At 64.9% G+C, this 14,688-nt stretch carries 12 protein-coding genes; 9 read left to right on the top strand and 3 right to left on the bottom strand.

From position 1 onward, the window contains the following. Nucleotides 1-130: 130 nt before the first annotated feature. The 6 genes from AB3K92_RS34815 to AB3K92_RS34790 all read left to right on the top strand — a co-directional run bounded on the left by AB3K92_RS34815 (nt 131) and on the right by AB3K92_RS34790 (nt 7,139). Nucleotides 131-1,894: an acetolactate synthase 3 catalytic subunit gene (locus AB3K92_RS34815; protein WP_042977362.1), complete on the top strand. Its 1,764-nt coding sequence runs from the start codon at nt 131-133 to the stop codon at nt 1,892-1,894. A gap of 111 nt (nt 1,895-2,005) precedes the next feature. After that, a complete protein-coding gene (gene ilvN, locus AB3K92_RS34810) occupies nt 2,006-2,497 on the top strand; it encodes an acetolactate synthase small subunit (protein WP_011352712.1) in 492 nt (163 codons plus the stop codon). 104 nt (nt 2,498-2,601) lie between these two features. Continuing rightward, entirely contained in the window at nt 2,602-3,618 is a 1,017-nt protein-coding gene (ilvC, locus tag AB3K92_RS34805) for a ketol-acid reductoisomerase (protein WP_021162800.1), read from the top strand. 127 nt (nt 3,619-3,745) lie between these two features. After that, nucleotides 3,746-4,390, top strand: a complete 645-nt coding sequence (locus AB3K92_RS34800; protein ID WP_369466685.1) for a phosphatidylserine decarboxylase — start codon at nt 3,746-3,748, stop codon at nt 4,388-4,390. A 15-nt stretch (nt 4,391-4,405) separates the two neighbouring features. After that, nucleotides 4,406-5,278: a CDP-diacylglycerol--serine O-phosphatidyltransferase gene (gene pssA / locus AB3K92_RS34795; RefSeq protein ID WP_021162801.1), complete on the top strand. Its 873-nt coding sequence runs from the start codon at nt 4,406-4,408 to the stop codon at nt 5,276-5,278. Between the two features lie 316 nt (nt 5,279-5,594). Continuing rightward, on the top strand, nt 5,595-7,139 hold the full coding sequence (locus AB3K92_RS34790) for a 2-isopropylmalate synthase (RefSeq protein ID WP_060312095.1): 1,545 nt from the start codon (nt 5,595-5,597) through the stop codon (nt 7,137-7,139). A gap of 75 nt (nt 7,140-7,214) precedes the next feature. Here the strand turns inward: AB3K92_RS34790 and AB3K92_RS34785 are convergent, their stop codons facing one another. The 3 genes from AB3K92_RS34785 to AB3K92_RS34775 all read right to left on the bottom strand — a co-directional run bounded on the left by AB3K92_RS34785 (nt 7,215) and on the right by AB3K92_RS34775 (nt 10,335). Beyond that, nucleotides 7,215-8,765, bottom strand: a complete 1,551-nt coding sequence (locus AB3K92_RS34785) for a SulP family inorganic anion transporter (protein WP_369466684.1) — start codon at nt 8,763-8,765, stop codon at nt 7,215-7,217. A gap of 33 nt (nt 8,766-8,798) precedes the next feature. Then, on the bottom strand, nt 8,799-9,440 hold the full coding sequence (locus tag AB3K92_RS34780; protein WP_021162805.1) for a carbonic anhydrase: 642 nt from the start codon (nt 9,438-9,440) through the stop codon (nt 8,799-8,801). Between the two features lie 382 nt (nt 9,441-9,822). Then, the gene (locus AB3K92_RS34775; RefSeq protein WP_048020494.1) at nt 9,823-10,335 is read right to left on the bottom strand and encodes a hypothetical protein; all 513 of its coding nucleotides are present in this window, start codon (nt 10,333-10,335) and stop codon (nt 9,823-9,825) included. A gap of 169 nt (nt 10,336-10,504) precedes the next feature. Here AB3K92_RS34775 and AB3K92_RS34770 point away from each other — a divergent pair, with 169 nt between their 5' ends. The 3 genes from AB3K92_RS34770 to pnp all read left to right on the top strand — a co-directional run bounded on the left by AB3K92_RS34770 (nt 10,505) and on the right by pnp (nt 14,590). After that, nucleotides 10,505-11,764, top strand: coding sequence for a branched-chain amino acid ABC transporter substrate-binding protein (locus tag AB3K92_RS34770; RefSeq protein ID WP_059487329.1), 1,260 nt, complete (start codon nt 10,505-10,507; stop codon nt 11,762-11,764). A 118-nt stretch (nt 11,765-11,882) separates the two neighbouring features. Then, a complete protein-coding gene (rpsO, locus tag AB3K92_RS34765; RefSeq protein ID WP_006398792.1) occupies nt 11,883-12,152 on the top strand; it encodes a 30S ribosomal protein S15 in 270 nt (89 codons plus the stop codon). A gap of 290 nt (nt 12,153-12,442) precedes the next feature. After that, nucleotides 12,443-14,590, top strand: coding sequence for a polyribonucleotide nucleotidyltransferase (gene pnp, locus AB3K92_RS34760; RefSeq protein ID WP_042977387.1), 2,148 nt, complete (start codon nt 12,443-12,445; stop codon nt 14,588-14,590). The last annotated feature ends 98 nt before the right edge of the window (nt 14,591-14,688 follow it).

The following is a 14,688-nucleotide window of genomic DNA, read 5'->3' as shown; positions in this document are numbered from 1 at the left end:
GAAGTGATGGTCTCATTTGAGGCTGGCCCAAGAAGCCTGCCCTTCAAACTGGACGCGCCGCTTGAACCCGAGCCACAAGCCCGGCAGAGAGCACCCGATCAATTTTTTGCCGAAAATTCGAAAGGTCAAAATGAACATGCCCAGCGCGGAATTCTCCACGTCGGAACCCCTTTCCCCTCCCGATAGCGACTCCATCGGCGGTACCGTGCTCATGAAGGCACTGGCCGATGAAAACGTCGAATTCATCTGGGGCTACCCCGGCGGCTCGGTACTCTACATCTACGACGAGCTTTACAAGCAGGACAAGATTCAGCACGTGCTGGTGCGCCACGAACAGGCGGCCGTGCACGCAGCCGATGCGTATGCGCGTTCCACCGGCAATGTCGGCGTCTGCCTCGTGACGTCGGGCCCCGGTGTCACCAACGCGGTGACCGGCATCGCAACGGCGTACATGGATTCGATCCCGATGGTCGTGATCAGCGGCCAGGTGCCCACGGCAGCGATCGGCCAGGATGCGTTCCAGGAGTGCGACACCGTCGGCATCACGCGTCCGTGCGTGAAGCACAACTTCCTCGTGAAGGACGTGCGCGACCTCGCGGAAACCGTCAAGAAGGCGTTCTACATCGCCCGCACCGGCCGTCCGGGCCCCGTGCTGATCGACATCCCGAAGGACATCTCGAAGACGCCGTGCCAGTACGAGCCCGTCAAGAGCGTGTCGCTGCGTTCGTACAACCCGGTCACGAAGGGCCATTCGGGCCAGATTCGCAAGGCCGTGTCGCTGCTGCTGACGGCGAAGCGTCCGTACATCTATACGGGCGGCGGCATCATCCTCGCCGACGCGTCGCGTGAACTGAACCAGTTCGCGGACCTGCTCGGCTACCCGGTCACGAACACGCTGATGGGCCTCGGCGGCTATCGCGCGTCGGACAAGAAATTCCTCGGCATGCTCGGCATGCACGGCACCTACGAAGCGAACATGGCGATGCAGCACTGCGACGTGCTGATCGCGATCGGTGCCCGCTTCGACGACCGCGTGATCGGCGATCCGGCGCACTTCGCGTCGCGTCCGCGCAAGATCATCCACATCGACATCGACCCGTCGTCGATCTCGAAGCGCGTGAAGGTCGACATCCCGATCGTCGGCGACGTGAAGGAGGTGCTGAAGGAGCTGATCGAGCAGCTGCAGACGGCCGAGCATGGCCCCGACACCGAAGCCCTCGCGCAATGGTGGAAGGACATCGAGGGCTGGCGCTCGAAGGACTGCCTGAAGTACGACCGCGAAAGCGAGATCATCAAGCCGCAGTACGTGGTCGAGAAGGCGTGGGAGCTGACGGACGGCAATGCGTTCGTGTGCTCGGACGTCGGCCAGCACCAGATGTGGGCGGCGCAGTTCTACCGTTTCAACAAGCCGCGTCGCTGGATCAACTCCGGCGGCCTCGGCACGATGGGCTTCGGCCTGCCGGCAGCGATGGGCGTCAAGATGGCGCACCCGGACGACGACGTGCTGTGCATCACGGGCGAAGGCTCGATCCAGATGTGCATCCAGGAACTGTCGACCTGCCTGCAGTACGACACGCCCGTGAAGATCATTTCGCTGAACAACCGCTATCTCGGCATGGTTCGCCAGTGGCAGCAGATCGAATACAGCAAGCGCTATTCGCATTCGTACATGGATGCGCTGCCTGACTTCGTGAAGCTCGCCGAAGCGTACGGCCATGTCGGCTTGCGGATCGAAAAGACCTCGGATGTGGAGCCGGCGCTGAAGGAAGCGCTGCGCCTGAAGGACCGCACCGTGTTTCTCGACTTCCAGACCGATCCGACCGAAAACGTCTGGCCGATGGTACAGGCCGGCAAGGGCATCACCGAGATGCTGCTCGGATCGGAAGACCTGTAACGGCGCGACGCGCGCCTGGGCCGAAGCGGCCGCCTTCACGAAAGGCGGTGCGGCACGCGGCGGCGCGCGGCGCGAGTGAATCGACACGGACACATTCTGGAAGAAGCGAACATGAGACACATCATTTCCGTCCTGCTGGAGAACGAACCGGGCGCGCTGTCGCGCGTGGTCGGTCTGTTTTCCGCACGCGGCTACAACATCGAAACCTTGACGGTGGCGCCGACCGAAGACCAATCGCTGTCGCGGCTCACCATCGTTTCCATTGGCTCCGACGACGTGATCGAACAGATCACGAAGCATCTGAACCGCCTGATCGAGGTGGTGAAAGTGGTGGACCTGACCGACGGTGCACACATCGAACGCGAGCTGATGCTGATCAAGGTACGTGCAGTGGGCAAGGAGCGCGAAGAAATGAAGCGGATGGCGGACATTTTCCGCGGCCGCATCATCGACGTGACCGAAAAGACCTACACGATCGAATTGACGGGCGCGAGCGACAAGCTCGACGCATTCATCCAGGGGCTGGACGCGGGCGCGATCCTCGAGACCGTGCGCACCGGCAGCTCCGGCATCGGACGCGGCGAGCGCATCCTGAAGGTGTGATGCCGACATTGCCAAAGTGGCACGCCGGGTGCGCCGTCATGTCCCGGCCCGCAGTACTCCATCCGAACGAATTGTTGAATTTTTGAATTAGCGAAGGAACCATCATGAACGTTTTCTACGACAAAGACGCTGACCTCTCCCTCATCAAGGGCAAGCAAGTCACGATCATCGGCTACGGCTCGCAAGGCCATGCACACGCGCTGAACCTGAAGGACAGCGGTGTCAACGTGACGGTCGGCCTGCGCAAGGGCGGCGCGTCGTGGAGCAAGGCCGAGAACGCAGGCCTGTCGGTCAAGGAAGTCGCGGAAGCGGTGAAGGGCGCCGACGTCGTGATGATGCTGCTGCCGGACGAGCAGATCGCCGACGTGTACGCGAAGGAAGTGCACGAGAACATCAAGCAGGGCTCGGCGCTGGCATTCGCGCACGGCTTCAACGTCCACTACGGCGCGGTGATCCCGCGCGCCGACCTCGACGTGATCATGATCGCGCCGAAGGCACCGGGCCACACCGTGCGCGGCACGTACTCGCAAGGTGGCGGCGTGCCGCACCTGATCGCGGTTGCGCAGAACAAGTCGGGCGCGGCACGCGACATCGCGCTGTCGTACGCTGCGGCGAACGGCGGCGGCCGTGCCGGCATCATCGAGACGAACTTCCGTGAAGAAACCGAAACCGACCTGTTCGGCGAGCAGGCCGTGCTGTGCGGCGGTACCGTCGAGCTGATCAAGGCTGGTTTCGAAACGCTGGTCGAGGCAGGTTACGCGCCGGAAATGGCGTACTTCGAGTGCCTGCACGAACTGAAGCTGATCGTCGACCTGATCTACGAAGGCGGCATCGCGAACATGAACTACTCGATCTCGAACAACGCCGAGTACGGCGAGTACGTGACGGGCCCGCGCATCGTCACGGAAGAGACGAAGAAGGCGATGAAGCAGTGCCTGACCGACATCCAGACCGGCGAGTACGCGAAGAGCTTCATCCTCGAGAACAAGGCAGGCGCACCGACGCTGCAGTCGCGCCGCCGCCTGACGGCCGAGCACCAGATCGAGCAGGTCGGTGCGAAGCTGCGCGCGATGATGCCGTGGATCGCGAAGAACAAGCTCGTCGACCAGACGAAGAACTAAGCACCGCGTGCTGTTCCGGCCCCTCGAATAAAGGGCCGGTACCAAAAAGCCGCCCGAAGGCAGCAGTGCCCCGGGCGGCTTTTGTTATGCTACGGGCTTTGCAATTCACCGAACACAGAACGAATCCATGAACTATCCTCATCCGATCATCGCGCGCGAAGGCTGGCCGTTCATCGCGATTGCTGCCGTCATCGCGCTGTTGATCCACGCCGTCGGGGGCTTCGGCTTCGCGTGGCCGTTCTGGCTGCTGCTCGCTTTCGTCGTCCAGTTCTTCCGTGATCCGCAGCGCCCGATCCCGGCGCAGCCGAACGCGGTGCTGTGCCCGGCGGACGGCCGCATCGTCGCGGTCGAGACCGCGCAGGACCCGTACGCGAACCGCGAAGCGCTGAAGATCAGCGTGTTCATGAATGTCTTCAACGTCCATTCGCAGCGTTCGCCGGTCGATGGCGCGATCTCCAAGGTCGAGTACTTCCCGGGTGCGTTCCTGAACGCGGCGATCGACAAGGCGTCCACCGAGAACGAGCGTAACGCGGTCGTGATCCAGACGGCGAGCGGCAAGACCGTGACCGCCGTGCAGATCGCCGGCTTCGTCGCACGCCGGATTCTCTGCTACGTGCGCGCCGGCGAGCCGCTGTCGCGCGGCCAGCGCTACGGTTTCATCCGCTTCGGTTCGCGCGTCGACGTGTACCTGCCGCTCGGCAGCCGCGCGAAGGTGTCGATCGGCGAGAAGGTCTACGCGTCGTCGACGATCCTCGCCGAGCTCGAACAGTAAGCGGCGAGGCGCACGATGGCCGCATTCAAACCGCGTCGGCCGCGCAACGGCGCCGGCCAGACGCCACGCCCGTTCCGCCGCAACAAGGGGATGGCCGCCGATCCGGTGCCTATCGAGAGCCGCCGCGCCGCGCGCCAGCGGTTCCTGAAGACGCGCGGCATCTACCTGCTGCCGAACGCGTTCACGACCGCCGCGCTGTTCTGCGGCTTCTTCGCGGTCGTGCAGGCGATGAACGTGCGCTTCGAGATCGCCGCAATCGCGATTTTCGTCGCGATGGTGCTCGACGGGATGGACGGGCGCGTCGCGCGCATGACGCATACGCAGAGCGCGTTCGGCGAGCAGTTCGACAGCCTGTCGGACATGGTGTCGTTCGGTGTCGCGCCCGCGCTCGTGATGTACGAGTGGGTGCTGAAGGATCTCGGCCGCTGGGGCTGGCTCGCCGCGTTCGTCTACTGCTCGGGCGCCGCGCTGCGCCTCGCGCGCTTCAACACGAACATCGGCGTCGTCGACAAGCGTTTCTTCCAGGGGCTGCCGAGCCCGGCCGCCGCCGCGCTGATCGCGGGCTTCGTGTGGCTCGCGACCGACAATCGCGTGCCGATGAAGCTCGGCTGGCTGCCGTGGGTCGCATTCGTGCTGACGATCTATGCGGGCGTGACGATGGTGTCGAACGCGCCGTTCTACAGCGGCAAGGCGCTCGACGTGCGGCACCGCGTGCCGTTCGCGGCGATCCTGCTGGTCGTCGTCGCGTTCGTGCTCGTGTCGTCCGACCCGCCGCTGATGCTGTTCTGTCTGTTCGTGCTGTACGGGCTGTCCGGCTACGTGTTCTGGGCCTACATGGCCGTGCGCGGGCGGGCAAACCCCGCGCGCTCGTCGCAGCGCGATCACTGACGCGCGTTTTTTGCCCGGAAACGGCGGCCTCGGGGCCGCCGTTTTCATTTGTCCCCCTGTTCGGCCCGAGCTGCCGGAAACCCGGGGTGCCGTCCGATTGCGCACCCAACGGAATGTCGCTATAGTCTTCGGCATGACTGCATTTTCCCGCCTCTCCCTCCTTCTAGCCGGTGCGCCGCTACGCGCGCTAGCTTCGGCGCGCCTGCCGCGCTGACCGTTCTCGCCCTCCGTCAAGCCTCGTCTGTTGTTGAGCGTCGCCAACGGTGGCGCGATCTCATTACGTTTGACTTCCGTATAAAGCCCCCTGGAGCCCCCCATGACAGACAAGCTGATCATTTTCGATACGACGTTGCGTGACGGCGAACAATCGCCCGGCGCGTCGATGACGAAGGAAGAGAAAATCCGCATCGCGAAGCATCTCGAGCGGATGAAGGTCGACGTGATCGAGGCCGGCTTCGCGGCCAGCTCGAACGGCGACTTCGACGCGATCCACACGATCGCCGGTCTCGTGAAGGACAGCACGATCTGCTCGCTGGCGCGGGCCAACGACAAGGACATCCAGCGTGCGGCCGACGCGCTGAAGCCCGCCAACAGCTCGCGGATCCACACGTTCATCGCGACGTCGCCGCTGCACATGGAGAAGAAGCTGCGCATGACGCCGGACCAGGTGTTCGAGCAGGCGCGTCTCGCAGTGCGGTTCGCACGCAAGTTCACCGACAACGTCGAATTCTCGCCGGAAGACGGCAGCCGCTCGGACCTCGACTTCCTGTGCCGCGTGCTGGAGGCCGTGATCGCCGAAGGGGCGACGACCATCAACATCGCCGACACGGTCGGCTACGGCGTGCCCGAGCTCTACGGCAATCTCGTGAAGACGCTGCGCGAACGCATTCCGAACTCGGACAAGGCGATCTTCTCCGTGCATTGCCACAACGACCTCGGGATGGCGGTGGCGAACTCGCTCGCCGGCGTGAAGATCGGCGGCGCGCGCCAGATCGAGTGCACGATCAACGGTCTCGGCGAGCGCGCGGGCAACACGTCGCTCGAGGAAATCGTGATGGCCGTGAAGACCCGCAAGGACTACTTCGGCCTCGACGTCGGCATCGACACGACGCAGATCGTGCCGACGTCGAAGCTCGTGTCGCAGATCACCGGTTTCGTCGTGCAGCCGAACAAGGCGGTGGTCGGCGCGAATGCGTTCGCGCACGCGTCGGGCATCCACCAGGACGGCGTGCTGAAGGCGCGCGACACCTACGAGATCATGCGCGCGGAAGACGTGGGCTGGACCGCGAACAAGATCGTGCTCGGCAAGCTGTCGGGCCGTAACGCGTTCAAGCAGCGCCTGCAGGAGCTCGGCGTGTCGCTCGACAGCGAAGCCGAATTGAATGCCGCGTTCATGCGCTTCAAGGATCTGGCCGACCGCAAGGCGGAGATCTTCGACGAGGACATCATCGCGATCGTGTCCGAGGAATCGGCGCTCGCGCACGAGCAGGAGCACTTCAAGTTCGTGTCGCTGTCGCAGCGTTCGGAGACGGGCGAGCAACCGCAGGCGAAAATCGTGTTCGCGGTCGAAGGCAAGGAAGTGACCGGTGAAGCGCGCGGCAACGGCCCGGTCGACGCGACGTTCAATGCGATCGAGGGCGAAGTCGGCAGCGGGTCCGAGCTGCTGCTGTACTCGGTGAACGCGATCACGACCGGCACGCAGGCGCAGGGCGAAGTGACCGTCCGGCTGTCGAAGAGCGGGCGGATCGTCAACGGCGTCGGCACCGATCCGGATATCGTCGCCGCATCCGCGAAGGCGTACATTTCTGCGCTGAACAAGCTGCACTCGAAGGACGACAAGGTCAACCCGCAGCGTTCGTAAACGCCGCGCGCATTACGCAGCCCCGAAACGCCCCGTGCGGCCCTGCGCCGCCCGGGGCGTTTTTTTAGTGGTCGCTCATTCGGCGGCCGGCGCGCGGAACAGCCAGCGGCGCGCAGCCGCGCGTGGCGCCGGCTGGCGTCGGCGGAACTCGACCGCGATCCCGCGCCGCGGTGCATCGGCGACGAACGCATCGAGCAGTTCGAGCACGTCGTGATCGATGTAGTCGGCGCGTGTCGCGTCGATGATCACCGCGGCCCGGTCGGGGATGTGCCGCAGATGATGCTTGACCTGCACCTTGCCGAGGAACGACACGTCCTTGCGGAACGACAGCAGGAAGTGGTCGTCGTGCTGCGCGAGCGTCACGGGGCTCTTCAGGTTCGCGACGGCGACGGCCAGCACGCTGCACGCGAGGCCGAGCGCGATGCCGAACAGCAGGTCGACCGCGAGCACGCCGACGATCGTCGCGGCGAACGGCACGAAGGCGGCCGGCCCCTGTTTCATCACCGAGCGGAACAGCGCCGGTTTCGCCAGCTTGAAGCCCGTGTGGATCAGGATCGCGGCCAGGCTCGCGAGCGGAATCAGGTTGATCAGGCCGGTGAGCGCGAACACGCTCGCGAGCAGCAGCATCCCGTGCACGATCGCCGACATCCGGCTTTGCGCGCCCGCGTTGACGTTCACCGAACTGCGCACGATCACCGACGTGATCGGCAGCCCGCCGACCGCGCCCGCGACGAGATTGCCGACGCCCTGGGCCTTGAGTTCGCGATCGGGCTGGGTCGGCCGGCGCTTCGGGTCGATCTGCTCGACGGCTTCGAGGCTCAGCAGCGTCTCGAGGCTCGCGACGACCGCGAGCGTGATCGCGACGCGCCACACGTCCGGATTGACGAGCTGCGCGAAGTTCGGGCCGAGCTCCGCATGCTTGAGCGACGCCGCAAAGGCCGCGAACGAGCCGAGTTCGGGCAGCGTCACGCGATGGGCGGCGCCCGGCGCGACCGACGGTGCGACGATGCTCAGCACGAGCGTGGCGCCGATACCCAGCACGACGACCGCAAGCGGAGCCGGCACCGAGCGCACCAGCGCGAAGCGGCGCAGCGCGGACGTGTCCCACGCGATCAGCAGCGCGAGCGACGCAAGCGCGATGGCCGTGGCGGCCCACGCGACCGGCAGGCCGGGCCAGTTCGCAAACGATTGCGCGGCCGAACCGCCGATACCGAACGCGAACGGAATCTGCTTCACGATCAGCAGCAGGCCGATCGCGGCGAGCATGCCCTTGATGACGGGTGAAGGTACGTAGGCGGCGAAGCGGCCGGCGCGCAGCATGCCGAACCCGAACTGCAGGACGCCGGACAGCAGCACCGCGAGCAGGAACGCGGAGAAGCTGCCGAGTTGCGCGATACCTTCGACGACGATCACGACGAGGCCGGCGGCCGGCCCGCTGACGGACAGCGACGAGCCGCTCAGCAGCGCGACAACGATGCCGCCGACGATGCCGGATACGAGCCCGGCAAACGGTTCGACGCCGGATGCGTTGGCGATGCCGAGACACAGCGGCAGCGCGACGAGGAACACGACGACGCCGGCGACGATGTCGCGCGGCAGGGTGGACAGGCGCTGGTTCAGTTTCATGGTCGGGATGATTTCATTGGCTTTGGGGGCAGGTCAGCCGAGCGCGCAGGCCGTCGCGGCCTGCGCGGGTTCGACGTCGACGGGCGGGGTGGTGTAGCCGGAATCGAGTTCCTTCAGGCGGCCGTCAGCGAGCGAAAAGATCCAGCCGTGCACGAGCGGCGGCCGTTCACGGCCCCGCACGATCGGGGACGCGCGCAGCAGCCGCACCTGCTCGAGCACGTTGAGCTCGGCGAGGCGGTCGGCGGCGGCCGTGTCGTCGAGCCCGTCCAGCGTGTCACGATGGCGTCGCGCGAGCGCGCACAGCGGCGCGATGCGGCGCGCGACGTGCGGCAGGTCGGACGGCGGCGGCAGCAGCGATGCGCGTACGCCGCCGCATCCGTAGTGCCCGCACACGATCACGTGGTCGACCTGCAGCACGCGCACCGCGTACTCGAGCACGCTGGCGGAATTGTCGTCGTCGGGATGGAACAGGTTCGCGATGTTGCGATGGACGAACAGTTCGCCGGGCGCGCAGTGCGTGATGGTTTCGGCCGGCACGCGGCTGTCGGCGCAGCCGATCCACAGCACGCGCGGGTTCTGGCCGCGCGCGAGCGCGTCGAAGAAACCGGGCGTGTGTTCACGCGTTTCGCGGGCCCAGGCGATGTTGGCAACGAGCATGCTCTTGGGGCGATTCATGAGGACTCCTTTGAGATAAAGGCAATCAAATATCGGCAAAAATGACGAAATGGCATGCTTTCTAAATTGAAAGGTTAAGTTTCGACTGATATTAGGGGTATGCCCTAGCGCTTCGGGGGTGTTGAAACAAATTGTTTCAAATTGATTTGGCGTAGTGCATTGCATGCACCAACTCACCGCATGATATGCACTGCGCGTGCCTGTTTTCAGGCAAAGGCCCGCATGACGGGGATGTCAGCGAATTGCGATCGGCATGTCATCGATCGGAAAAGATTTCCGTCGCATTTGCCGAATTAATAAGCCGGCGGAAAAAAGGAAATGGCCATTCACGCAATGATTCGTGAATGGCCATCGAGAAAATTGCGCGTAAATGCGTAATCGGTCAGAACAGGTTGCGGCGGTCGGGGTCGTGCAACGGGTCGGGTGTTTTCTGCGTGATGCGCAGGATGCCCTGCGGGTCGAAGTAGAAGCTGTACATCATGTACCAGACGTTATCCTCGAGATACCGGTACGTCCATACCTCGCGCTTCATCAGCGGGAAGTAGGACGTCTCGACGGGGCGTCCGAAGTTGACGAGGACGTCGGTCTTCGTCCACTTGCCGATCTCCGCGCGATAGAACTCGCTCGGCTGCAGGACCTGGCGCACGTTGACGATCTTGTGGGTCGCGTCGACGTCGGCCGCGACGGTGATCTCGCCCATCGGCTGGGTCGGCCACATCAGGCGCTTGCCGCCGCCGGGCAGGTCGTAGATCTCGCGCGGCGGGCCCATGCGTGCGACGATCGCCGACTCGTCCTGGCCGGCCTGGTATTGCTGCCACGGTTGCGCGCAACCGGTCAGCAGCGCGGCGGCGCTGGCGAGCAGCACCGGCAGGCGCGCGGAAATGCGAATGCGCATGGGGATTCTCCTGAACACGGAAACAGGTCCCGTTTTATCACGGACGGCAACCGATCGCGCATCGCGCGGAAAAAATCGGTGCGGATCGCCTGCATAGTCACGCTTGCGGGCGGCGGGGGCGCCGGCCTATGATCCGCGCTTCTCGGGCTGATTGAAGGGCAGGTGGCCGATGCAGGGGTGGAAGCGGTGCGCGCTCGCGTTGAGCGCGGGGTGGATGCTGGTGTCGTCCGCATTTGCCGGCGGAGAGCCGGTGCGGATCGCGCTGATCGAAGGGATGTCGGGCCCGTTCGCGAACGCGGGCGCGGCGGTCGAGCGCAACCTGCGTTTCGGCGTCGAGCAGGTGAACGCGGCGGGCGGCGTGAAGCTGCGCGACGGCGCGCACCCGCTCGAACTCGTCGTGCTCGACAGCAAGGGCAGCCCCGAGGAGGCGCTCGTGCAGCTGCGCGCGGCCGCGGATCGCCACATCGGCTTCGTCACGCAGGGCAACAGCTCGGCCGTCGCGGCCGCGCTCGTCGCGGCGCTCGACAAGCTGAATGCGCGCGATCCGGACAACCGGATGCTGTTCCTCAACTATTCGGCCGACGATCCGGCGCTGACCGGCGCGCGCTGCAGTTTCTGGCATTTCCGCTTCGATGCGCACGCCGGCATGCGGATGGCCGCACTCGCGGACGTGATGGCACGCGACCGCGCGCTGCGCAAGGTCTACCTGCTGAACCAGGACTACAGTTTCGGCCACGACGTCAGCGCGCTCGCACGGCAGGCGCTGGCCGCGCGGCGCCCGGACGTGACGATCGCCGGCGACGAGTTCCACCCGATCGGCCGGATCAAGGATTTCTCGCCGTACATCGCGAAGATCCGCGCAAGCGGCGCCGACGCCGTCGTGACCGGCAACTGGGGCAACGACCTCACGCTGCTCGTGAAGGCGGCGCGGGAGCAGGGGCTGAATGCGAAGTTCTACACGTTCTACGGCAACAGCCTCGGTGCGCCGGCAGCACTCGGCGACGCCGGTGTCGGGCGGGTCGTCGCCGTGGCGGACTGGCACCCGAACGCAGGCGGCGCGAAATCCGATGCGTTCTACCGGGCGTTCCGGAACCGTTTTCCGGCCGCCCAGGACGACTATCCGGTGCGGCGCATGAGCCTGATGATCGAGATGCTGGCCGCCGCGATGAACCGTGCGGGGTCGGCCGACCCCGTCGCGGTCGCGCGTGCGCTCGAGGGGCTGTCGTTCGACGACGGCTTCCACGCGTCGCGGATGCGCGCGCAGGACCATCAGTTGATCCAGCCCCTTTACGTGATGGAGATGGACAAGGCCGGCACGCCGGGCGTGCGCTTCGACAACGAGGGGTCGGGTTATGGCTTCCGGACGGTGCTCGCGGTGCCGGCGCAGCGCACGGAGATGCCTTCAACCTGCTCGATGACACGCCCGTGACAGGAGGCGGTAAGAACGGCGTGGAGTTGTGCTACAATGCCCGCCGGTTGTAAGTCACGGCACGGCCATTCTTCCGTGTCCGCCTGTTCAGTTAGAAAGTAGAAACCAAGGAAATCTCATGTCTGTTGCAGATATCAAGAAGTCGGAAGTCGTTGCTCAGTTCGCCCGCGGTACGAACGACACGGGGTCGCCCGAAGTCCAGGTCGCACTGCTGACCGCACGTATCGTCGAACTGACGGGTCACTTCAAGACCCACGCGAAGGACCACCACAGCCGCCGCGGCCTGCTGCGCATGGTGAGCCGCCGCCGCAAGCTGCTCGACTACCTCAAGGGCAAGGATGCCGACCGTTACCGCGCACTGATCGAGAAGCTGGGTCTGCGTAAGTAATCGAGGCGATTGCCGCCAGCAAGATGCCTGTGTCAGTCCGCTGATACAGGCATTTTGTTTTTGCGCGGTGCGTAGCGTCACACGCATCGCAGGCTGTCCGGCACGACTGTGCGGGGCCGCCGCAACGACTGATACCGGGGCAGGATTTGTGTCATTCCAGCGCGTCGCTGCATGAGTGCCGCGCTGGAATGGCATAAAAAACACACCTTGCTCCGGGTGATTCGGTCGGGACGCCGCCGCGCGGGATGGCCGGCGCGGCGAATGAAATGCATGAATTCAAAGGAGCAACCATGTCCATGTTCAACAAGGTCGTGAAGGAATTCCAGTGGGGCCAGCACAAGGTGCGCCTCGAAACCGGTGAAGTCGCTCGCCAGGCAAGCGGCGCCGTGATCGTCGACGTCGAAGACACCGTCGTGCTGGCAACCGTCGTCGGCGCGAAGTCGGCGAAGCCGGGCCAGGACTTCTTCCCGCTGACCGTCGACTACCTCGAGAAGACCTACTCGGCCGGCAAGATCCCGGGTGGCTTCTTCCGTCGCGAAGGCCGTCCGTCGGAGCACGAGACGCTGACGTCGCGCCTGATCGACCGTCCGCTGCGCCCGCTGTTCCCGGAAGGCTTCTACAACGAAGTCCAGGTCGTGATCCACGTGCTGTCCGTGAACCCGGAAATCCCGGCGGACATCCCCGCGCTGATCGGCGCATCGGCTGCGCTCGCCGTGTCGGGCCTGCCGTTCAACGGCCCGGTCGGTGCCGCGCGCGTTGCCTACATCGACAACGCATACGTGCTGAACCCGACGCGTGACCAGATCAAGGCATCGAGCCTCGACCTCGTCGTCGCGGGTACGGAGCGTGCGGTGCTGATGGTCGAATCGGAAGCCGACCAGCTGTCGGAAGACGTGATGCTGGGCGCCGTGGTGTTCGGCCACGAGCAGATGCAAGTCGCGATCGACGCGATCCACGAACTGGTGCGCGAAGGCGGCAAGCCCGAGTGGGACTGGCAGCCGGCGCCGAAGAACGAAGCGCTGATCGCCCGCGTGACCGAGCTGGCACAGAACGACCTGCTCGCCGCTTACCAGCTGCGCGACAAGCAAGCGCGTTCGACGAAGCTGAAGGAAGTTTACGCAGCGACCTCGGCGAAGCTCGAGGAAGACGCACTGGCAGCCGGTACGGCAGCGGCCGACAAGGCCACCGTCGGCAACGTGCTGTTCGACATCGAAGCGAAGATCGTCCGTTCGCAGATCCTGAACGGCGAGCCGCGTATCGACGGCCGCGACACGCGCACCGTGCGCCCGATCGAGATCCGTACCGGCGTGCTGCCGCGTACCCACGGCTCGGCGCTGTTCACGCGCGGCGAAACGCAGGCGCTGGTCGTCGCGACGCTCGGCACGAAGGGTGACGAGCAGATCATCGACGCGCTCGAAGGCGAATACCGCGAGCGCTTCATGCTCCACTACAACATGCCCCCGTTCGCGACCGGCGAAACGGGCCGCGTCGGCTCGCCGAAGCGTCGCGAAATCGGCCACGGCCGCCTCGCGAAGCGCGCGCTGGTCAAGTGCCTGCCGAGCGCCGACGAATTCGGCTACTCGATCCGCGTCGTGTCGGAAATCACCGAATCGAACGGTTCGTCGTCGATGGCATCGGTGTGCGGCGGCTGCCTCGCGCTGATGGACGCCGGCGTGCCGATGAAGGCGCACGTCGCGGGTATCGCGATGGGCCTGATCCTCGAAGGCAACAAGTTCGCGGTGCTGACCGACATCCTCGGCGACGAAGATCACCTCGGCGACATGGACTTCAAGGTAGCCGGCACGGAGCAGGGTGTGACGGCGCTGCAGATGGACATCAAGATCCAGGGCATCACGAAGGAAATCATGCAGGTCGCGCTCGCGCAGGCGAAGGAAGGCCGCATGCACATCCTCGGCAAGATGACGTCGGCGGTTTCGGGTGCGAACACGCAGCTGTCGGAATTCGCGCCGCGCATGATCACGATCAAGATCAACCCGGAAAAGATCCGCGACGTGATCGGCAAGGGCGGTTCGGTGATCCGCGCGCTGACGGAAGAAACGGGCACGACCATCGACATCTCGGACGACGGCGTCGTGACGATCGCGAGCACGAACAGCGACGGCATGGCCGAAGCGAAGAAGCGCATCGAGCAAATCACGGCCGAGATCGAAGTCGGTCAGGTGTACGAAGGCACGGTTCTGAAGCTGCTCGATTTCGGCGCGATCGTGAACCTGCTGCCGGGCAAGGATGGCCTGCTGCACATCTCGGAAATCGTCAACGAGCGTGTGAAGGACATCAACGACTACCTGAAGGAAGGCCAGCAAGTGAAGGTCAAGGTCATCCAGACGGACGAAAAGGGTCGCGTGCGCCTGTCGGCGAAGGCGCTGCTGAATGAAGCAGCGGCAGCGGCGCAGTCGGATACGCCGCCGCAGCAGTAAGCGGGCAGGCGGACCAACGGCCGGCAGTGCGAAAGCGTGCCGGCCGTTTTTTCTGTAGCATCGTTGTGCGGCGCAGCAGCGCCGGCTACGCGTCCGAG

Origin of the sequence: Burkholderia sp. Bmkn7 (assembly GCF_041103175.1) — a bacterium.
GTDB classification, from domain to species: Bacteria; Pseudomonadota; Gammaproteobacteria; order Burkholderiales; family Burkholderiaceae; genus Burkholderia; species Burkholderia cepacia.
The sequence above is the reverse complement of the archived record's forward strand: the minus strand, read 5'-3'. Positions and strand labels throughout refer to the sequence as shown.